The following is a 20,302-nucleotide window of genomic DNA, read 5'->3' on the forward strand; positions in this document are numbered from 1 at the left end:
GCCTGATGGCCGGGCGGGCGGCCGGCGGGCCGCCGCTGCTGCGGCACTTCGTCGGCGGGGAGTTCGTCGACGCGGGCCGGCGGTTCACCAAGCGCAGCCCCGTCACCGGCGAGCCGGTCTTCGAGGTGGTCGAGGCCGACCGGTCCACCGTCGACGACGCGGTGGCCGCCGCCCGGGCGGCGCTGCGCGGGCCGTGGGGCCGGCTGGGGGAGCGGGAGCGCGCCGAGGTGCTGCGTCGGGTCGCCGACGAGCTGGAACGCCGCTTCGCCGACCTGGTCACCGCCGAGGTCGCCGACACCGGCAAGTCCATCAGCCAGGCCCGCACGCTGGACGTGCCCCGGGCCGCGGCCAACTTCCGGGCGTTCGCGGAGATCGTGGCGACCGCCCCGACGGAGTCGTTCACCACCGTCACCCCGACCGGCGGGCGGGCGTTGAACTACGCCGTGCGCAAGCCCGTCGGCGTCGTCGCCGTGATCGTCCCGTGGAACCTGCCGCTGCTGCTGCTCACCTGGAAGGTCGCCCCGGCCCTGGCCTGCGGCAACGCCGTGGTGGTCAAGCCCAGCGAGGAGACCCCCGCCTCGGCGACCCTGCTCGCCGAGGCGCTGGCCGCCGCCGGGGTGCCCGACGGGGTGTTCAACCTGGTGCACGGCTTCGGCCCCGACTCGGCCGGCGAGTTCCTCACCCGCCACCCGGACGTTGACGCGATCACCTTCACCGGCGAGTCCGCCACCGGCGGGGCGATCATGCGGGCCGCCGCCGACGGGGTGAAGGCCGTCTCGTTCGAGCTGGGCGGCAAGAACGCCGGCCTGGTCTTCGCCGACGCCGACCTCGACGCGGCCGTCGCCGGGTCGGTGCGGTCCAGCTTCACCAACGGCGGCCAGGTGTGCCTGTGCACCGAGCGGATCTACGTGCAGCGGCCCGTGTTCGACGAGTTCGTCGGGCGGCTGGCGAAGGCGGCCGACGCGCTCGCGTACGGGTGGCCCGCCGACGAGGCCACCGTCAACATGCCGCTGATCTCCCACCAGCACCGGGACAAGGTGCTCGGCTATCACGACCTGGCCCGCGCCGAGGGGGCCGAGTTCCGGGCCGGCGGCGGCACGCCCGCCTTCGGCGACGCCCGCGACGGCGGGGCGTACGTGCGGCCCACCGTGCTCACCGGCCTGCGCCCCGACGCCCGCACCAACCGCGAGGAGATCTTCGGCCCGGTGGTGCACGTCGCCCCGTTCGACACCGAGGAGGAGGCGTACGCGCTGGCCAACGGCACCGAGTACGGCCTCGCCGCGACCGTGTGGACCCGGGACGTGGGCCGGGCGCACCGGGCGGGGGCCCGCCTCGACGCCGGCATCGTCTGGGTCAACACCTGGTTCCTGCGGGACCTGCGCACCCCGTTCGGCGGGGTGAAGGCGTCCGGCATCGGCCGCGAGGGCGGCGTGCACTCCCTCGACTTCTACTCCGAACTCACCAACGTCTGCGTGGACCTCACATGACCGTCGACATCGAAGCCGCCGCCCGGGAGCTGACCGAGGCCCGGTCCAGCGGCAAGCCCTGCCCGCCGCTGCGCGGCCGGCTGCTGCCCGAGGGGGACGTCGCGTCGGCGTACCTCGTGCAGCAGCGCCAGGCACGGGCCTGGCACGGCCGGGGCGAGCGCCGGGTCGGCGCGAAGATCGGCCTGACCTCCCGGGCCGTGCAGGACGGCTTCGGCGTGTACGAGCCGGACTTCGGCGTGCTGACCGACGCGATGGCCGTCGCCGACGGCGACGAGGTGCCGATCGGGCGGCTGCTCCAGCCCCGCGTGGAGGCGGAGATCGCCTTCGTGCTCGGCGCGGACCTCACCGTCGGGCGGCCCACCACCGTCGACCTGCTGCGGGCCGTCGACCACGTGCTGCCGGCCATCGAGATCGTCGACTCGCGGGTCGCCGGCTGGGACATCTCCATCGTCGACACCGTCGCCGACAACGCCTCCAGCGGGCTGTTCGTGCTCGGTGCCGCGCCGCGCCGGCTCGCCGACGTCGACCTGCGGCTGTGCGGGATGGTCCTGGAGCACGCGGGGGAGCCGGTCTCGGTCGGCGCGGGCGCGGCGTGCCTCGGCAACCCGCTGCACGCCCTCGGCTGGCTCGCCGGCACCCTCGCCCGCGCCGGCGACCCGCTGCGCGCCGGTGACGTGGTGCTCTCCGGGGCGCTCGGGCCGATGGTGCCGGTGACGCCCGGCGCGGCGTACGAGGCGCGGATCTCCGGGCTCGGCTCGGTGCGGACCTGCTTCAGCGAGGAGAAGTCATGATCGGGGTGGACACCGCCGGCATCGCCGCGAAGCTGGGCGAGGCGGCCGACACGGCCACCGCCATCGGCCAGCTCGCCGCCGAGACCGGCCTCGACGTCGACGGCGCGTACGCGGTGCAGACCGCCCTCGTGCAGCGCCGGCTCGACCGGGGCGAGCGCCTCGTCGGGCTGAAGATGGGGCTGACCAGCCGCGCGAAGATGGCCCAGGTCGGCGTCGACGAGGTGATCTGGGGGCGGCTCACCGACGTGATGCGGGTGCCCGACGGCGGCACGGTCGACGTGGCCGACTTCATCCATCCCCGGGTCGAGCCGGAGGTGGCGTTCCTGCTGGACCGGGTTCCCGAGCCGGGCGAGCCGGTCGGGTCGTTCGCCGACGCGGTGCGCGCCGTGGCCCCGGCGATCGAGCTGATCGACTCCCGGTACGCGAACTTCACCTTCTCCCTGCCGGACGTGATCGCCGACAACACCTCGGCCGGCGTGTTCACGATCGGGCCCTGGTCGCCGGTGCCCGACGGGCTGGACAACCTCGGCGTGCTGCTGGAGGTCGACGGACGCATCGCGCAGGTCGGCTCGACCGCGGCGATCCTCGGCGACCCGCGTCGGGCCCTGGACGAGGGGCTGCGCCTCGCCGGCCGGCACGGGGTGCGGCTGCGCTCCGGCTGGGTGTTCCTCGCCGGGGCCGCGACGGCCGCCGTGCCGCTGCGGCCGGGCGCGCACGTGCGGGCCGTCGTCGAGAAGCTCGGCGTCGCGTCGCTGCGGGCGGCGTCGCCCGGGGCGGCGTCGTGAGTGGGCGGGCTCGGGTGGTGGCGGGGAAGGCCGTGCCGCGCGGGGCGTTCCCGCACGTCAAGGTCGCGGGCGGCTTCGTCTTCGTCTCCGGTACGTCGTCGCGGCGGCCCGACAACACGTTCGCCGGTGTCGCCGTGGACGAGTTCGGCACCACCGACCTGGACATCCGGGAGCAGACCCGGGCCGTCATCGGCAACGTCCGGGACCTGCTGCGCTCGGTCGGCGCGGACCTGGCCGACCTGGTGCAGGTCACCTCGTACCTGGTCAACATGAACGACTTCGGGGGCTACAACGAGGTGTGGGCGGAGTTCTTCGACGCGGGCGGGCCGACCCGGACCACGGTGGCCGTGCACCAGCTGCCGCACCCGCACCTGCTGATCGAGATGCAGGCCGTGGCACTTCTTCCGTCGGAAGGTCAGTCGTGAGTTCGCAAGGTCAGTCGTGAGTTCGGGAGGTCAGTCGTGAGTGAGATCGCCGAGCCGTTCAGCTTCCCCGGCTGGATCGCGGAGAACCAGCACCTGCTGAAGCCGCCCGTGGGCAACAAGGAGATGTTCCCCGGCGGCGACGACTTCATCGTGATGGTCGTCGGCGGGCCCAACCAGCGCACCGACTTCCACGTCGACCCGTACGAGGAGTTCTTCTACCAGGTCAAGGGCAACATGCACGTCAACCTGATGACGCCCGAGGGGCCGCGTACGGTGCACGTGCGCGAGGGGCAGATGTGGATGCTGCCGCGCGACACCCCGCACTCGCCGCAACGCCCCGAGCCCGGCTCGATCGGCGTGGTCGTCGAGCGGGTCCGCGAGGAGGGCACGCTGGAGAAGTTCCAGTGGTACTGCCCGCAGTGCGGGGCGAAGGTGCACGAGGTGGAGTTGCAGGTCCGGGACATCGCCGCCGACCTGCCCCCGGTGTTTCAGGCGTTCTACGCCGACGAGGCCGCCCGCACCTGCGGCGACTGCGGCGCGCTGCACCCGGGCAAGGGCTGATGACGGCCGGGCCCGCGTCACACTCACCCGCCCCGGACGCGGGCGCACCCGTCGTGGACGTGCACACGCACGTCGTACCGAAGGGGTGGCCGGACCTCGGCGCGGCGTGCGGCGGGTCCGGCTGGCCCTGGCTGCGGGTCGACTCCGAGCGGGCCGCCATGATCATGGTGGGGGAGACGGAGTTCCGGCCCGTCGGGGCGGAGTGCTGGGACGCGCCGACCCGGCTGGCCGACATGGCCGCCGACGGGGTCGACGTGCAGGTGGTCTCGCCGACGCCGGTGTTCTTCTCCTACGACCGCCCGGCCGACCAGGCGGCGAAGGTCGCCCGGATCTTCAACGACCTGACGCTGGAGGTCACGGCCGGCGGCGGCGACCGGCTCGTGCCGTTCTGCCAGGTGCCGTTGCAGGACCCGGACGCGGCCTGCGCCGAGTTGGACCGCTGCCTCGCGGCCGGGCACGTCGGGGTGGAGATCGGCAACCACGTCGGCGACCGCGACCTCGACGACGCGGGCGTGGTCACCTTCCTCCAGCACTGCGCGCACGTCGGCGCGCCCGTCTTCGTGCACCCGTGGGACATGCCGGACGGGCCCCGGCTCGGCCGGTGGATGGCCCGCTGGCTGACCGGGATGCCCGCCGAGACGCACCTGTCGGTGCTGGCGATGATCCTCGGCGGGGTGTTCGACCGGGTGCCGGAGACGCTGCGGATCTGCTTCGCCCACGGCGGCGGCAGCTTCCCGTTCTGGCTGGGCCGGGCCGACAACGCCTGGCACCGCCGGGGCGACCTGGTCCGGGGCGCGTCCGCCGCCCCGCCCAGCGCGTACGTCGACCGGTTCTGCGTCGACTCGGTGGTGTTCGCCCCGGCGGCGCTGCGGCTGCTGGTCGACACCATGGGGGAGGACCGGGTGCTGGTCGGCAGCGACTACCCGTACCCGCTGGGGGAGCGGCCGGCCGGGCGGGTGGTCCGCGAGGCGGACTTCCTCACCGCCGGGCAGCGCGCCAAGCTCCTCTCCGCCAACGCCCTGCGCTTCCTCGGCCTGGAGCGACGGTTCGCGATCCGGGAGCTGCTGTCGATCGACCGCGACTGGGCGGGCCTGCTGGAGGACGACAAGACGCCGCGGTTCTGACCGGTCGTGTCGGGCGGCGGGGCGGGGCGGGGTCGGGCAGGATGGCGGGGTGGCCGAGCTGCACGACCTGACCGCCCTGGAGCAGGGCGCCGCGATCGCGCGCGGCGAGTGCTCCAGCGTGGACCTGGTCGAGCACCACCTGTCCCGGGTCGACGCGCTCGGCGACACCGTCGGCGCGTTCGTCACCGTCACCGGCGAGGCGGCCCGCCAGGCGGCGCGGGCGGCCGACGCCGCCCCCGCGCAGGGGCGCGGCCCGCTGCACGGCGTGCCCACCGCGATCAAGGACCTGACGCTCACCGCCGGGGTGCGCACCACGTTCGGCTCGGCGGCCTTCGCCGACCTGGTGCCCCCGCTCGACGCCGACGTGGTGCGGCTGATCCGCGCCGCCGGGCTGGTCAGCCTCGGCAAGACCACCACCAGCGAGCTGGGCTGCTCGCTCTACTCCGAGGGCCTGGTCGCGCCGCCGGCCCGCAACCCGTGGGACCTGGCCTACACGGCCGGCGGCTCCTCCGGCGGGGCGGCGGCGGCCGTCGCGGCCGGGCTGGTCCCCGTGGCCCAGGGCTCCGACGGCGGCGGCTCACTGCGCATCCCCGCCTCGCTGTGCGGCCTCGTCGGCCACAAGCCGAGCCGGGGCACGGTCCCCGGTGGGCCGCTGGGCTTCGGCGCGTTCGGCCTGCCGATCAACGGGCCGCTGGGGCGCACCGTCGCCGACGTCGCCGCGCTGCTCGACGTCATGGCGGTGCCGGTGCCCGGCGAGCCCTACCTGCCGCCGCCCGCGCCCGACGGCGGCTACCTCGGCGCGGCCCGCGGCGCCGCGCCCGGCCGGCTGCGGGTCGGCCGGTTCACCGCCCCGATGCTCGCCGACGAGCCCGTCCACCCCGACTGCGTGGCCGCCGTCGACACCGCCGCCGCGCTGCTCGCCGAGGCCGGGCACGAGGTGGTCGACGTCCCCGCGCCGTTCGGCCCGGAGGTGTGGCCGCTGTTCGAGATCGTGTGGTATGTCCTGGCGCTTACCCCCGTCCCGCCCGAGCGGGAGAGCCGCCTGCTGCCGCTGACCCGCCTCCTGCGGTCGCGGGGCGCGGAGATCTCCGCCGGCACCCTGACCAGCACCCTCGGCGAGCTGCAGGCGCAGGTGCGCCGGGCCGCCCGCCGCACCGCCGGCTGCGACCTGCTGCTCTGCCCGACCCTCGCAGCGCCGCAAGCGCCGGTGGGCTGGTTCACCGCCGACGGCGACCCCGAGCGCGACTTCGACCGGCAACGGCGGTTCTCGCCGTACTGCGCCGTGTTCAACGTCACGGGGCAACCGTCCGTGTCGCTGCCGCTGGGGCGCACCGCCGAGGGGCTGCCCGTCGGGGTCCTGCTCACCGGCCGGTACGGTGCCGACGCGACCCTTCTCGGCGTCGCCGCGCAGCTTGAGCACGCCAGTGGCGGGTGGGATCGCCACCCCGCAGTCTGGCGGGCCGTGGGCTCCGCTAACGTGAATACGAGCGGAGTCGGCGAGCCGATGTCATGATCGTCCAACCGACCCGGAAGTTCCTGGTCTCTCTTTCCGCCTGGGGGCGTTGGGATTGTCTGTTACCGAGACGTTGCTGATCTTCGTCGGCATCCCGGCGGCCGTGGTGCTGGTGATCACCGCGCTGGCGTTCGCCGGTGGCCGGTCCTCCGGGGGCGGCGCCAAGCGCTACCGGCCGGGTCGACCCTTCGACTTCACTCCGGTCTGGTTCCTGGGCCGTCCGGAGCAGCTGGCCGACTCGGCCGGCACCGCGCTGGCGGCGGGCGCGCAGGCGCCGGCGCTGACCAGCCACAAGCTTGACCGGGCCGGCGTCGAGGCGCCGGCTGGTGGAACCGGAGGCGCAAGTGACCGTTGGTGAGAAGCAGGCCGAGGCGGGCACCCCGCCCGAGGTGCTGGACGGGCCCTTCTCGACCCGCCAGCTGCTGCGCATCGACGAGGCGCTCCGCCTGGCCGACCAGGGGACCGGGCTGGTCTTCTCGGTCTACGTCGGCGGGCTCGACGAGCCGATCCGCGCGCACGCCCAGCGGCTGCACCGCCAGCTCGCCGACCCCGACCGGTCCGTGCTGATCGCGGTGTCGCCCAACCAGCGCCAGCTGGAGATCGTCACCGGGCGGCAGGCCCGCAAGCGCATCCCCGACACCTACGCCAAGCTCGCCGCACTCTCCATGGTGGCGGCCTTCGGCGGCGGCGACCTGGCCGGCGGCATCATCAGCGGCCTCGACCAGCTCGCCAGCCACGCCGGCCGGGCGTAAGGAAGGGCCCCTTCTTAACGCATCCGGTCGAGAAGGGCACCCTTCTCACCATCCGTACGGCGAGCAGCACCGCACACGACGGCGACGCCCGGTCCGCGACAGCGGGCCGGGCGTCCGTGCGTTCGGCGGGTGTGCGCGTCCGGCGGTGCCATCGCGTCCACCTCCGCACGCCACCCCAAACGCCCGGGGCCGGCGGTGGACGCGCGTCCACCGCCGGCCCCGGGCCGCGTACCACGTGGGGTCAGGCGCTGCGGGCGTCGCGCTCGCGGGCCTTCAGCGCGCGCACGACGGCGTCGCGGCCCTCGGCGACCAGTCGCCGCAGCGACGCCGGCTTGTCGCCGGCGGCGGCCAGCCACGCGTCCGTGGCGGCCACCGTGTCCTCGGAGACCTGCTGCGTCGGGTACGCCAGCTGCACGAACTCCTGCGCCGGCTCGCTGTCGCGCTGGGCCCAGACCTGGTCCACCACCTCGAAGTACCGCTCCCGGTACGGCGCGACCAGCTCCGCCTGCACCGCCGGGGCGAAGCCCTGCAACAGCGCCCGGTTGCGCCAGTTCGGCAGCGCGTCGGGGCCGGTGAGCTGCGCCCAGACCGCCGCCTTGTTCTCCGGCGTCGGCACCAGCGCGTGCGCGTACGCGGCCTCCCGCTCGCCGCTGGCGGTGCGGTCGCCGGCCAGCTCCGCCTCGATCTCGGCCGGCCCGCCGACGCCCTTGCTCACCAGCGACTGCAGGATCACCCAGCGCAGCTCGGTGTCGATGGCCAGCCCGGCGGGCACGTCCACCCCGTTCAGCCAGCCCCGGACGGCGGCCAGGTCCTCCGCCGAGCGGGACGCCTGCACGTACGCGCGCGCCCAGGCGAGCTGGAGCCCGCTGCCCGGCTCGGCGGTGGCCAGCGTCGCCTTCGCGGCGCGGGCCAGCTCCGCCCAGCCGGTCGGGGCCCACGCCGGGTCGGCGTACAGGTTGAGGGTGGTCACCACGGACTGCCGCAGGGTGGCGGTGACCAGGTTGATGTCGGTCTCGGCGGGCAGCCCGGCCAGCACCAGCGCCAGGTAGTCGCGGGCCGACAGCTCGGCGTCGCGGACCATGTCCCACGCCGCCATCCAGCACAGGGCCCGCGACAGCGACGACTCGAACCCGGCGATGTGCTGCACCACCGTGGCCATCGACCGCTCGTCCAGGCGCAGCTTCGCGTACGTCAGGTCGTCGTCGTTGAGCAGCAGCACGTCGGCGGCCCGCACCCCGGCCAGGTCGGTCAGCTCGGTCGCCTCGCCGGTCACGTCGACCTCGACCCGGTCGCGGCGCACCAGCCGGCCGTCGGTCAGGTCGTACAGGCCCACGCCGATGCGGTGGGTGCGCAGCGTCGGGTGCCCCGACGGGGCCTCCTGCCGCACCACGACCCGCTCGTAGCTGCCGTCCGCGCCGATCGTCACCTCGGGGCGCAGCGTGTTGACCTGCGCGGTCTCCAGCCACTGGGCGGCGAACTTGCGCAGCTCCCGGCCGGAGGCCGCCTCCAGCTCCGACAGCAGGTCGTCGAAGGTGGCGTTGCCCCAGGCGTGCTTGCCGAAGTAGGCCCGCAGCCCGGCCAGGAACGGCTCCTCGCCGACGTACGCGACGAGCTGCTTGAGCACGCTCGCGCCCTTGGCGTACGTGATGCCGTCGAAGTTGACCTCGACGGCCTCCAGGTCCGGCATCTCGCAGTAGACCGGGTGGGTGGAGGAGAGCTGGTCCTGCCGGTAGCCCCAGTTCTTGCGGATCGACAGGAACGTCGTCCACGCGTCGGTGAACCGGGTGGCGTGGGCGTTGCACCAGTGGCTGGCCCACTCGGCGAACGACTCGTTGAGCCACAGGTCGTTCCACCAGCGCATGGTGACCAGGTCACCGAACCACATGTGCGCCAGCTCGTGCAGGATCGTGTTGGCCCGCTGCTCGTACTCGAAGTCGGTGACCTGCGAGCGGAAGATGTAGTGCGACTCGGCGTGCGTGACGCAGCCGAAGTTCTCCATCGCCCCGGCGTTGAAGTCGGGCACCCAGAGCTGGTCGTACTTGGGCAGCGGGTAGCGCACCCCGAACTGCTCGTGGAAGAAGTCGAAGCCCTGCTTGGTGATCAGGAACAGGTCGTCGGCGTCGAGGTGCTGCGCCATCGACGCCCGGCAGTAGACCCCCAGGTCGATGCCGTCGTGGCTGTCGCGCACCTCGTGGTACGGGCCGGCGCAGAGCGCGGTGATGTAGGTGCTCATCCGGGCCGACTGGGCGAAGTGGACCGCCTTGAGCCCCTCGCCGGCCGGCTCCTCGCGGGCCACCGGCATGTTGGACACCACCCGCCAGTGCTCCGGGACGGTGGCGTGCCAGGTGTAGACGCTCTTGAGGTCGGGCTGGTCGAAGCAGGCGAACACCTTCTGCGCGTCGGCCGTCTCGAACTGGCTGTAGAGGTAGGTCTCCCCGTCGACCGGGTCGACCGTGCGGTGCAGCCCCTGCCCGCTGTTGGAGTACGCGAAGTCGGCGTCCACCACGAGGGTGTTCTCGGCGGCCAGGCCGGGCAGCGCCAGCCCCTTCTCCGCCGACCAGCCCGACAGGTCGAGCGGGACGCCGTTGAGGGTGGCCGACCGGACCGACTCGGCGGCGGCCTCGATGAAGGTGGCCGCACCCGGCTCGGCGCAGCGGAACCGGACCTCGGTCACCGACCGGAAGGTGCGTCCGTCGGCCGCCTGCACGGCGGTCGACAGGTCCAGACTGATGTCGTACCCGGTCACCTCAAGCAGGCGGGCCCGCTCGGTGGCCTCCACCTGGGTCAGGTTGCGCACTCCCGGCACTGTTCGTCTCCATCCCACTCTCGCCGTGCGCCGCCGCGGCGCCAGCCCACCGCTCGCTCGTGGCGACCGGTTCCGATCCGAGTCTTCCATGCGAGGGCACCTCGCGGTGGTCGAGCTCACGCTCTCATTCCGCTACCGGTCGATGCGCCGTGGGGTGAGGATCGAGGGACGAGGCGCCGGCTTTCGGCCCTCCCGTCGCGAAGGGAACCTCACGTGACCGACCGTGTCGCCGTCGACATGTGGTTCGACCCCATCTGCCCCTGGGCGTGGGTGACCTCCCGCTGGCTGCTGGAGGTGGAACAGGTCCGCGACGTGGACGTCCGCTTCCACGTGATGAGCCTGTCGGTGCTCAACGAGGGCCGGGACGTGCCCGAGCAGTACCAGCAGCTCATGCAGGCCGGCTGGGGCCCGGTGCGGGTGTGTGTCGCCGTGCAGCAGCAGCACGGCCCCGACGCCGTCCGCGCCCTCTACACGGCGCTGGGCACCCGCATCCACCTGGGCAAGGAGGAGCTGGGCCGGGACCTGTACGTGGCCGCGCTCGCCGACGCCGGGCTGGGCCCGGAGCTGGCCGACGCCGCCGGCTCCACGGACTACGACGAGGCGCTGCGGGCCAGCCACGAGGCGGGCATGCGGCCGGTCGGCCAGGACGTGGGCACCCCGGTGATCCACGCGCCGGGCCCGGACGGCTCGCTGGTGGCGTTCTTCGGCCCGGTGGTCACCCCGCGCCCGAAGGGGGAGGCCGCCGGCCGGCTCTGGGACGGCGTCCTGCTGGTCGCCGGCACGCCCGGCTTCTACGAGCTGAAGCGCTCCCGCGAGGTCGGCCCCAGCTTCGAGTAAGGAAGGGCCCCTTCTTAACGCATACGGTCGAGAAGGGTTCCCCTCTCACCCCCGCCCGGGGCGCGCGCCGGTGCGCGCGCCCCGGGCGGGGCCCCGTTCAGTTGGTGGACTCGGGTGGGGTGCGGCCCGCGGCGTAACCCCGCGGCGGTAGCGTCAGCGGACATGACGGTCGTGCATCCGATCGCCCGGGCCTGGATCACCACTGGCGGCACCGGCGCGCAGAACTACGACGAGTTCGCCGACGACGCGGAGATCACCGCGATCATCGAGGCGAACCCGCACAGTGCCCTCGGCATCGAGATGCCCCACCGGGCCCCGGAGAGCCTGGGGAAGTCGTTCCTCGACGCGCTCCCCGACGCGGTGACCCGGCTCGCCGAGGCGAAGGCCGACGGCAGCTACACCCCGGCCGAGCAGGTCGTGGTCCTCTACCGGATCAGCGCGCCGGGGGAGGAGACCGCCTACGGGATGTTCGCCATGGTCGACACCGACCAGATCTCCACCAGCGCCGACGAGCCGGGCCTGGTCATCCGCAACGAGGACGTGTTCATCGCCAAGGTCCGGGAGCGGGTCGCCCTCGCCGAGGCGCTCGGGCACCTGCTCTCGCCCGTACTCCTGCTCCAGACCGGCCGGGGCGACGAGCTGCACGCCGCGCTCGCGGCGGCGACCGAGACGGCCGGCGCGCCCGCCGCGACCGACACCGACCAGGCCGGGCGCACGCACGCCGTGTGGCTGCTCGGCCCCGGCCCGGAGCAGGACGCGCTGACCGCGCTGGCCGGCGGCGGCGAGCTGGTGGTCGCCGACGGCAACCACCGCAGCCTCGCCGCCCAGACCGGCGGCCTGCCCCGCTTCCTGGCCGTGGTGACCACCCCCGCGTCGGTCGCCATCCAGCCCTACAACCGGCTGGTCAGCGAGCTGACCGTCACCCCGGCCGAGCTGCTCGACCGGCTCCGCGCCGCCGGGGCCGAGGTCGAGCCGGTCGACGGCCCGGTCGAGGTCCCGACGGCCGGCGGCACCGTCGCGCTCCGGCTCCCCGACCAGGGGTACGCGGTGCGCCTGCCGCACGTCGACGGCGGCCGGCTGGAGAACCTCGACCACGCCCTGGTCGAGCGGGTGCTGCTGCGCGACGCGCTCGGCCTCGACCCCGGCGACAAGCGGATCACGTACGTCGGCGGCGACTACCCGGCGAGCTGGCTGACCGGCGAGGTCGAGGCGGGCCGGGCCGAGCTGGCCGTGCTGATCGCCCCGGTGACCGTCGACGACTTCGTCGCGGTGAACCTGGCCCGGGAGAAGATGCCGCGCAAGAGCACCTGGTTCACCCCGAAGGCCCGCGGCGGCCTTGTGGTGGCCGAGCTGCCGCGCTGAGCAACACCCTGAACTGCGCTTCTGTGCCGAAACCGGCTCCGCGCCGCCGCCCGCGCGTCGGCGCGTGAGCCGGCCTGACAGACTGCGCGGTATGCGCGTCTATCTGGGATCCGACCACGCCGGTTTCGAGCTGAAGGTGCACCTGGCCAGCCACCTCGCCAAGCAGGGGTACGAGGTGGTCGACGTCGGGCCGCACGTCTTCGACCCGGACGACGACTACCCGGCGTTCTGCCTGCACACGGGCACCCGGGTGGTCGCCGACCCGGGCAGCCTCGGCGTCGTCATCGGCGGTTCGGGCAACGGCGAGCAGATCGCCGCGAACAAGGTCGCCGGCGTCCGGGCGGCGCTGGCCTGGAACATCGACACGGCCCAGCTCGGCCGGGAGCACAACGACGCGAACATCGTGGCCGTCGGCGCCCGCCAGCACACCCTGGACGAGGCGACCGCCATCGTCGAGGCGTTCCTCACCACGTCGTTCTCCGGCAACCCCCGGCACGCCCGGCGGATCGAGCAGGTCGCCGCGTACGAGCAGACCCGCGAGCTGCCCGAGCTGCCCTGACCCGGCGCGAGGACCTGCCCCGCCCCGCGCAGCTCAGCGGCCGGAGCGGGGCAGGTCCTCGCGGGGCACCCAGTTGCGCCGGACGACGACCACCCGCTGCTCCGCCTCGGCCAGGTCCGCCTCGGTCGGCCGGGCGGAGTCCCGGGCCCGCATCGCCGCCCGGGGCCCCACCTGCGAGGAGCCGGGGCCGACCAGGCCGCGCAGGCCCCGTTCGCCGCCGTCCCGGTCGTCGCCGCCGGGGGCGGGCCGGCGGCGCGGCGGCTCGGCCGCCACGTCCTGCGTGCCGGCCGTGGCGGCGGCCGGGGTCTCGCCGTCGGTGTGGTGCCTCGACCGGCGTCGCCGTCGTTCCGCGTCACCCATCCGTCGACCGTACCGCCCGGGACCGCCCCCGCGCCCCGCCCGGGCCGGCCCGACGCAACCAGGGTGTCAGAAGACGCCCATCCCTGACGGGGCCCGGTGCCAGGAGAAGGCCGGGCCGGCGGCGGCGAGCGCACCGGGGCGCAGCTCGGCGACCCGCCCGGCGTCGGCGAGCGTGGTGATCCCCACCCCGCCCAGGTACAGCTCGCCGAGCGCCCGCACGTCGCAGGCCAGGTCGGCCGGGGCGTCGGCGGGCACGCAGCGGGCGCCGTCCGGGCCGCCGGTCAGCCGCCAGCGCCCCGCGTTCTCCGGCAGCAGCTCGTCGGTCACCTCGACCACCACGTCGACGGCGGCGGCGTACCGGCGGGCGGCGAGGGCGGCGGGCACGTCCACCACCCGCACCCACAGCGCTTCGGACACCCGGGGCTCCAGCCGCCGCGGCTCGTTGACCAGGCGCAGCAGCGGATCGTCCACCGGCCCCCGGTAGGACAGCCGGCGGGTCAGGTCGAGCGAGAGCAGCAGCCGCCACAGCGCCAGGCGGGCCGTCGCGTTCTCGGCCACCACCTCGTCGACGACGGTCACCCCGCACGCGCCGGCGGCGTCCTGGCTGAGCCGGGAGCGCCACAGCGCGTACCCGTCGACCTCGCCGTCCGGGGCCTCGTGCAGCAGCACCCGCCGCTCCGTCGCGCCGTCGCGCTGGTCGGCCGGGTCGCCGAGCACGTACCGCCACCACCGGTCGTCCCGGTCGGACCAGCCGGGGCGGTCGGCGCGCTGCCGGTCGTACACCCGGGCCAGCTCGGCCTGCCGCGCGGCCGGGCGGTCCAGGCGCAGCCGGCCCTCGGCGGCGGTCGGGGCGGGCAGCCGCAGCTCGGTGGTGGTGCACTCGACGGCGAGCTGCTGGGCGGCGAGGCCGTAGCCGAAGCGGGGGTAGATCCGGCCCTCGCTGGCCCACAGCACGGCCACCGGCTCCCGGCCGGCGTCGCGGACCTCGCGCAGCTGCCGGCGCATGAGCCGGGTGAGCAGGCCGCGGCGGCGGTGGGTGGGCAGCACCGCGACCATGGTCACGTGGGCGGCCGGCACGACCGCCCCCGGCACGGTCAGTTCCCGGGTGTACGCCCCGGCGGACGCGACGAGGTCCGCGCCGTCGAAGACCAGCAGGCTGCGCTGCGGCTCCCAGATGCTTCGCTCGGCCTCGCGCGTCTCGGCGGGAAGGGTGGTGTGGAACGCGATCTCGAACAGGCGGGCCAACTCGTCGAAGCCGCCGGCCCGGCCGACGGTGATCGGCAGCGCAGTATCGGTCATCGCCCGTGTCTATCCCACGGCGCACGCACGGGCGAGCGGATTTGCCGGCTGGTTACCCTCGGAGATGGCGGGCCGGCGACGCCGGCATCGGTCAGGGGGAGGACACGAGATGGCAGACCAGACACAGCCGTGGGCGGAGCGCACGGTCGAGGTGCCGCCGCAGCCGGGTGTCGGGGTGCCGCCGCAGCCCGACGCCTTCCGCCGGGGCGTGGCGTCCGTCGGCCAGCGGCGCCCGCCGCGCACCGAGCAGTTCCCCACCGTCGAGCACGGCGGCCACGCCGGGCACGACGGGCACGATGGGCAGTGGTCCAACGTGTCGGCGCCCCGCCGGCCGCTGAGCTGGCACCTCAACCAGCTCCGGGTCGGCGGCGAGTGGAGCGCCGCCGGTGCCCTCTTCGCCTTCGTCTGCTGGGGCATCTGGGCCATCTCCGGGCGGGGCAACCTGGGGGCGCCGGTGCTCACCTTCCTGCTGAGCCTGCTGGTCGCCGCGGGCCTGTTCGGGCTGTCCCGGCTGCTCGGCCGGGTCGTCCTGGAACGGCAGCTCGGGCGGGTCCGGCGCAGCGCGCGCGGCGCCCACCTGGTGACTGCCGTCTTCCTGGTCGGCCTGGGGGTCGCCTACCTCCAGCAGACCGAGTGGGTGGTCTCCGCCTGGAACTGGGTCACCGGCAACTGATTCCCCGGTGCGCCCGGGCGGTCGGCCGTGGGCCGGGCCGCCCGGGCGTCGCCGTCGCGGCCCGCGCGACGCGGGCCGTTCCTCACCAGGCCGACGCCGCATACCCACCCGGCGGGCCTTCATCCGCCCCGGCGGGACCGGCCGACCGTCCGGACTGGGTTCGGCGGGCGGCCGCAGCGCCGTTCGGCGACCCGGGGGGTACGTCCGGCGCACCGGAGCCGACCGGCCGTCGTCCCCACCCGCGGCCCCCGGCGATCATGGTCCGATGGGCGCGTATCGAGCAGCGTACGAGCGGAGCATCGCCGACCCGACGGGATTCTGGCGGGACGCGGCGGCGGAGATCGACTGGCACCGGCCCCCGCAGCGGATCCTCGACGACACCCGGGCCCCGCTGTACCGCTGGTTCCCCGACGGGGAGCTGAACACCTGCCATAACGCCCTGGACCGGCACGTGGCGGCGGGACGCGGCGACCAGCCGGCGCTGATCCACGACAGCCCGGTCACCGGCGTCACCCGCACCTACACGTACGCCGAGCTGCTTGATGCGACCGCCCGGTTCGCCGGGGCCCTGCGTCGGCTCGGGGTCGGCCGGGGCGACCGGGTGCTGCTCTACCTGGCGATGGTCCCGGAGGCGGTGGTCGCCATGCTGGCCTGCGCCCGGATCGGCGCGGTGCACTCGGTGGTGTTCGGCGGCTTCGCCGCGCACGAGCTGGCCGTCCGCATCGACGACGCCCGGCCCAAGGTCGTCGTGGCCACCTCGTGCGGCATCGAGGTGGACCGGATCGTGCCCTACCACCCGATCCTCGACGCGGCCCTCGCCGAGGCCGAGCACGCCCCGCAGCGGTGCGTGATCGTGCAGCGCCCCCAGCATCCCGCGCCGCTGACCCCCGGCCGCGACGTCACCTGGGACGACGCCCTCGACGGCGCGGCACCCGCCGACTGCGTCCCGGTCGCCGCCACCGACCCGCTCTACGTGCTGTACACCTCCGGCACCACCGGCCGCCCCAAGGGCGTCGTACGCGACAACGGCGGGCACGCGGTGGCGCTGCGCTGGTCGATGGCCAACGTCTTCGACATCGGGCCGGGCGACGTCTTCTGGGCCGCCTCCGACGTCGGCTGGGTGGTCGGCCACTCCTACATCGTGTACGGCCCGCTGCTCACCGGCGCGACCACGGTGCTCTATGAGGGCAAGCCCGTCGGCACGCCGGACGCGGGCGCGTTCTGGCGGGTCGTCTCCCAGCACCGGGTGGCCGCCCTGTTCACCGCTCCCACCGCGATCCGGGCGATCCGCCGTCAGGACCCGGACGGCACCCGCATCCGCCGGTACGACCTGACCAGCCTGCGGACGCTGTTCCTGGCCGGGGAGCGGCTCGACCCGGACACCTTCGCCTGGGCCGGGGCGCGGCTGGGCGTGCCGGTGGTGGACAACTGGTGGCAGACCGAGACGGGCTGGCCGGTGGCGGCGAACCCGCGCGGCCTCGAACCGCTGCCGATCAAGGCCGGCTCGCCGTCGGTGCCGGTCCCCGGCTACGACGTGCGGGTGGTCGACTCGCGGGGCGAACAGGTGCCGGCGGGCGTCGACGGCTCGATCGTGATCAGGCTGCCGCTGCCGCCGGGCTGCCTGCCGACCCTCTGGGGCGACGACGAGCGGTACGTGCGGTCGTACCTGAGCACCTTCGACGGCTACTACCTGACCGGCGACGGCGGCCGGTTCGACGCCGACGGCTACCTGTACGTGATGGGCCGCACCGACGACGTGATCAACGTGGCCGGGCACCGGCTCTCCACCGGGGCGATGGAGGAGGTGCTGGCCGGGCACCCGGCGGTGGCCGAGTGCGCGGTGATCGGCGTCGCCGACGCGCTGAAGGGCCAGGTGCCCAGCGGGTACGTGGTGCTCAAGGCCGGCGTCGAGGTGGAACCGGACGCCCTCGCCGCCGAGCTGGTGGCCCTGGTGCGGGAGCGGATCGGCCCGGTCGCCGCGTTCCGCCGGGTGACCGTCGTGCCGGCGCTGCCGAAGACCCGCTCCGGCAAGATCCTGCGCCGCACCATGCGTGGGCTGGTGGAGGGGCGCGACGAGCCGGTGCCGGCCACCATCGACGACCCGGCCACGCTCACCGTCTTCCGGGACCTCGCCAGGACCGACTGACGGCCGACTGACGGCCGCCCGGCTCCGTCCGCTCCGCACCGGCGGGCGGGGCCGGGCGGCGATCCACCGTTGCCGTCGTCAGGGCGTCGGGGCGAAGCGGTACAGCACGAAGTCCTTCGCCGCGCCGCACAGCAGCACGCTGGTGTTCCACGAGCAGGACTCGCTGCGTACGTCCTCGGCCAGGCCCAGCTCGACCGGGCCGGTGCCGCCGACGGCCAGCCCGGCGACGCTGCGGTCGGCCTCGCCGCCGCTCAGCGGGTCGGCGAAGACCAGCACGTTGCCCGCGTCCAGCCGCACGGCCACCCCGCTCCGGTCGCGCAGCACCGCGCGGCCCGCCGGGTCGAACAGCGTGGACGTCGCCTCCGGGAACTGCCGCCGCACGATCAGGTGCGCGCCCACCGGCACCAGTTCCCTGGCCCCCGGCGTCGCCCAGCGCCTCGCCTCCTCGCCCTCCGCGACGGCCACCACCTCGGCGCGGTCCGCGTCGCCGGCCGGGGCCTCCAACAGGCACGCCCGGTGCTTGCCGCAGGCCACCAGCGCCGCGACCCGACGCCCGTCGTCGGCGGCGCTGTGCAGCACCGTCGGCTCGGCCACCCGGGTGAGGTCGTACCCGAGCAGCCGGTAGCCGCCGGCCCCGGCGTCGTCGACCACGTACAGCCGGTCGTCCCGCGCGACCATCGGGTCGTCGAGGTCGGCGACGGCGGGCCAGCTGCGCAGCACCGTGCCCTCGACCAGGTCGATCAGCCGGGCCGAGCGGTCCGCGCCGATTTGCACGAGCCGGTCGGCCTTGCCCCGCCACGGGTCGCGGGGCGTCCCGTCGGCGTACGCCGGCCCGCCGGCCGCCTCGGCGGTCTCGACCGGCAGCACGGCGCTGCGGGCGTTGCCGGACGAGTCGCGCGGGTTGTCCTCGGTCCAGACCTGCGCCCCGTCGCGCATCCGCAGCCCGACGAGCCGGTTCCCGGTGGTGTCGATCAGCACCGCCACGTCCCGCCCGAAGATCACCCGGTCGTCGTCGCCGATGCTCCGGCTCCACCGCTGCTCGCCGGAGGCGGCGTCGCGCACCACCAGATCGCGGGGCGCGTCGACGCCGATCGGGTCGGCGAAGGCCGCCACCGCCCCGGGCACGGCGACGAGCGCGTCCCACTGCTGCGCCGTCTGCGTGGTCTGCTTCCGCCATCGGGTCCGGCCGGTCCCCGCGTCGAGCGCCACGATCTCCAGCCGGTCGTCCGGCAGCGGGTACGCCGCGTAGCCGACGTCGCCGAGCAGCGCGGTGAGGGTCTCGACCGGCCGGTCCTCGCCGGCCGGGACGCGTGCGACCTCGGCCAGGTTCTGGAACTCCAGCCCCGGGTAGCGGTCCCGGGTGAACCACAGCGCGGCCCCGACGCCCACCCCGGCGAGGGCGAGCACCGCCGCCACCGTGATCCACAGCGCGCGCCGCCGGCGGGCGGCCGAAGGCGACCCGGGTGCGGCGGGTGACCCGGGTGCGGTCGGCGGCACGGGCGCGGGCGGCGACACGGGCATGGGCCCGCCCCACGCGGTGGCCGGCGTCCCGGCGGGGGCGGGCACGGTCGACGGCAGCCCCGGAGCAGCGCCGGGCGGGGCGGGCGGCGACGCGGGGGCCGGGCGGGGGGTCGGCAGGTCCGTCAGCGCTCCCTCGGCCACCGGCAGCTCCGGCTGCTCCAGCACGGTCGGCGCGACGCCCAGCTCGGCGTGCAGCATGCGGGCCACCAGCGGCATCCGGGTCGGGCCGCCCACCAGGAACAGGCCGGCGAGCCGGTCGGGGGTGAGGCCGGCGGCGGCGATCACCCGCCGGGTCTCGGCGACGGCCCGGGCCAGCAGCGGGGCGGCCACGCCCTCGACGTCCTCGCGGGTCAGCTCGACGACCGCCGGCAGGCCCGGCACGACCACCGGCGCGACCGTCGCCCGGGACAGCATCTCCCGCGCCTCGCGGACGCCCTCCCACAGCTGGTGCCGGTCGCGCCACTGCGGCGCGTCGGCCGGCTGGGTGAGCCGCTGCCACACCTGCGGGTCGGTGGCGGACACCCGCTCGCCCAGCCGGGTCACCAGGGCCGCGTCCAGGTCCAGCCCGCCCAGGTCGGGCACGCCCCCGGTGGCGGTCACGGTGAAGCCCGAGTCGCCCCACGGGTCGGCCCCCTCGTTGCGCAGCACCGCCACGTCGAGGGTGCCGCCGCCGAGGTCGAACACGGCGATCGAGCCGCCGACGGGCACCGGCCGGCGCAGCACCTGGGCGTAGTAGCGGGCGGCGGCGACGGGCTCGCGCAGCAGCCGGGTGCCGGGCGGGGTGGGGCCGGACAGGGTGTGCTCGGCGGCCTGCGGCCAGCCCGCCCTCAGCAGCGCGTCGGCGAGGACCTGCCGGCGGGCGTCGTCCCAGGACGCCGGGCAGGTGAGCACCGCCGGGGGCAGGAAGCCGACCGCGGCGACGGCCGCCTGCCCCACCGCGTGCAGGATCGCGGCGAGCAGGTCGGCGGGGGCGTACTCGCGGTCGCCCAGCGCGACGGTCGGGGCGTCGATGCGGCGCTTCGGGTTCGGCTCGTAGCGCCCCGGATCGGCCTGCGCCAGCCGCCGGGCGTCCCGGCCGACGTGCAGCCGCCCGTCGGTGTCGGCGTACACGCCGGAGGGGACGACCGGCTGCCCGTCGACCAGCAGCGGGCGGGTCCGCCCGTCCGGCCAGCGCAGCACGGCCACGGTGTTGGACGTGCCGAGGTCGACGCCGAGGGCGAACCCGTCGTGCTGGCCTGCCATCTGCCGTTACCTCCGCCGGGACGAGCCGATGTCCGGCCCCGCATCGTACGCAGGCCGGA

Annotated in this window: 18 protein-coding genes; 14 read left to right on the forward strand and 4 right to left on the reverse strand. The window is 75.2% G+C overall.

Annotated elements, in window-relative coordinates:
* Nucleotides 1-5: 5 nt before the first annotated feature.
* The 9 genes from ACVMYR_RS29410 to ACVMYR_RS29450 are packed head-to-tail and all read left to right on the forward strand — an operon-like array spanning nt 6 to nt 7,438.
* Entirely contained in the window at nt 6-1,487 is a 1,482-nt protein-coding gene (locus tag ACVMYR_RS29410; RefSeq protein WP_457123375.1) for a 2-hydroxymuconic semialdehyde dehydrogenase, read from the forward strand.
* Complete coding sequence (locus ACVMYR_RS29415) at nt 1,484-2,278, forward strand: 2-keto-4-pentenoate hydratase (RefSeq protein WP_077938671.1); 795 nt, start codon at nt 1,484-1,486, stop codon at nt 2,276-2,278. Before ACVMYR_RS29410 ends, ACVMYR_RS29415 begins: the two co-directional genes overlap by 4 nt.
* Nucleotides 2,275-3,063 carry a 2-keto-4-pentenoate hydratase gene (locus ACVMYR_RS29420; RefSeq protein WP_077938672.1) on the forward strand — a complete coding sequence of 263 codons (789 nt, stop codon included), beginning with the start codon at nt 2,275-2,277 and terminating at the stop codon, nt 3,061-3,063. Before ACVMYR_RS29415 ends, ACVMYR_RS29420 begins: the two co-directional genes overlap by 4 nt.
* Nucleotides 3,060-3,488: a RidA family protein gene (locus tag ACVMYR_RS29425; RefSeq protein WP_431896361.1), complete on the forward strand. Its 429-nt coding sequence runs from the start codon at nt 3,060-3,062 to the stop codon at nt 3,486-3,488. Before ACVMYR_RS29420 ends, ACVMYR_RS29425 begins: the two co-directional genes overlap by 4 nt.
* Nucleotides 3,489-3,524: 36 nt before the next feature.
* Entirely contained in the window at nt 3,525-4,049 is a 525-nt protein-coding gene (locus ACVMYR_RS29430; protein WP_431896363.1) for a 3-hydroxyanthranilate 3,4-dioxygenase, read from the forward strand.
* A complete protein-coding gene (locus tag ACVMYR_RS29435; RefSeq protein ID WP_457123364.1) occupies nt 4,049-5,173 on the forward strand; it encodes an amidohydrolase family protein in 1,125 nt (374 codons plus the stop codon). Before ACVMYR_RS29430 ends, ACVMYR_RS29435 begins: the two co-directional genes overlap by 1 nt.
* Nucleotides 5,174-5,222: 49 nt before the next feature.
* Entirely contained in the window at nt 5,223-6,686 is a 1,464-nt protein-coding gene (locus tag ACVMYR_RS29440) for an amidase (protein WP_077938687.1), read from the forward strand.
* 49 nt (nt 6,687-6,735) lie between these two features.
* Nucleotides 6,736-7,044 (forward strand): aa3-type cytochrome oxidase subunit CtaJ, encoded by a 309-nt coding sequence (gene ctaJ, locus ACVMYR_RS29445; protein ID WP_431896366.1) that lies wholly within the window; start codon nt 6,736-6,738, stop codon nt 7,042-7,044.
* Nucleotides 7,031-7,438, forward strand: a complete 408-nt coding sequence (locus ACVMYR_RS29450) for a DUF5130 family protein (RefSeq protein WP_043966300.1) — start codon at nt 7,031-7,033, stop codon at nt 7,436-7,438. The genes ctaJ and ACVMYR_RS29450 overlap by 14 nt, the downstream gene beginning before the upstream one ends.
* 241 nt (nt 7,439-7,679) lie before the next feature.
* Here the strand turns inward: ACVMYR_RS29450 and pepN are convergent, their stop codons facing one another.
* Nucleotides 7,680-10,235, reverse strand: a complete 2,556-nt coding sequence (gene pepN / locus ACVMYR_RS29455; protein WP_396788985.1) for an aminopeptidase N — start codon at nt 10,233-10,235, stop codon at nt 7,680-7,682.
* 246 nt (nt 10,236-10,481) lie between these two features.
* Between pepN and ACVMYR_RS29460 the strand changes: the two genes are divergently transcribed.
* From ACVMYR_RS29460 to ACVMYR_RS29470, 3 genes are all read left to right on the forward strand, one after another.
* A complete protein-coding gene (locus tag ACVMYR_RS29460; protein ID WP_457123376.1) occupies nt 10,482-11,081 on the forward strand; it encodes a mycothiol-dependent nitroreductase Rv2466c family protein in 600 nt (199 codons plus the stop codon).
* 162 nt (nt 11,082-11,243) lie between these two features.
* The gene (locus ACVMYR_RS29465) at nt 11,244-12,443 is read left to right on the forward strand and encodes a DUF1015 family protein (protein ID WP_091280880.1); all 1,200 of its coding nucleotides are present in this window, start codon (nt 11,244-11,246) and stop codon (nt 12,441-12,443) included.
* 91 nt (nt 12,444-12,534) lie between these two features.
* Nucleotides 12,535-13,002: a ribose-5-phosphate isomerase gene (locus tag ACVMYR_RS29470; RefSeq protein WP_043966306.1), complete on the forward strand. Its 468-nt coding sequence runs from the start codon at nt 12,535-12,537 to the stop codon at nt 13,000-13,002.
* Nucleotides 13,003-13,035: 33 nt separating this feature from the next.
* Here ACVMYR_RS29470 and ACVMYR_RS29475 read toward each other — a convergent pair whose 3' ends face one another.
* Both ACVMYR_RS29475 and ACVMYR_RS29480 read right to left on the reverse strand, forming a co-directional pair.
* The gene (locus ACVMYR_RS29475) at nt 13,036-13,362 is read right to left on the reverse strand and encodes a hypothetical protein (RefSeq protein WP_353900873.1); all 327 of its coding nucleotides are present in this window, start codon (nt 13,360-13,362) and stop codon (nt 13,036-13,038) included.
* A 66-nt stretch (nt 13,363-13,428) separates the two neighbouring features.
* Nucleotides 13,429-14,661 (reverse strand): GNAT family N-acetyltransferase, encoded by a 1,233-nt coding sequence (locus ACVMYR_RS29480; protein ID WP_077938683.1) that lies wholly within the window; start codon nt 14,659-14,661, stop codon nt 13,429-13,431.
* A gap of 109 nt (nt 14,662-14,770) precedes the next feature.
* Between ACVMYR_RS29480 and ACVMYR_RS29485 the strand changes: the two genes are divergently transcribed.
* Complete coding sequence (locus ACVMYR_RS29485) at nt 14,771-15,334, forward strand: hypothetical protein (RefSeq protein ID WP_077938684.1); 564 nt, start codon at nt 14,771-14,773, stop codon at nt 15,332-15,334.
* A 265-nt stretch (nt 15,335-15,599) separates the two neighbouring features.
* Nucleotides 15,600-17,480: a propionyl-CoA synthetase gene (locus ACVMYR_RS29490; protein ID WP_457123365.1), complete on the forward strand. Its 1,881-nt coding sequence runs from the start codon at nt 15,600-15,602 to the stop codon at nt 17,478-17,480.
* Nucleotides 17,481-17,558: 78 nt separating this feature from the next.
* On the opposite strand, the gene ACVMYR_RS29495 is transcribed toward ACVMYR_RS29490, so the two are convergent.
* Nucleotides 17,559-20,243: an Hsp70 family protein gene (locus tag ACVMYR_RS29495; protein WP_457123366.1), complete on the reverse strand. Its 2,685-nt coding sequence runs from the start codon at nt 20,241-20,243 to the stop codon at nt 17,559-17,561.
* Between the last annotated feature and the right edge of the window lie 59 nt (nt 20,244-20,302).

It is taken from the genome of Micromonospora sp. PTRAS2 (assembly GCF_054052245.1).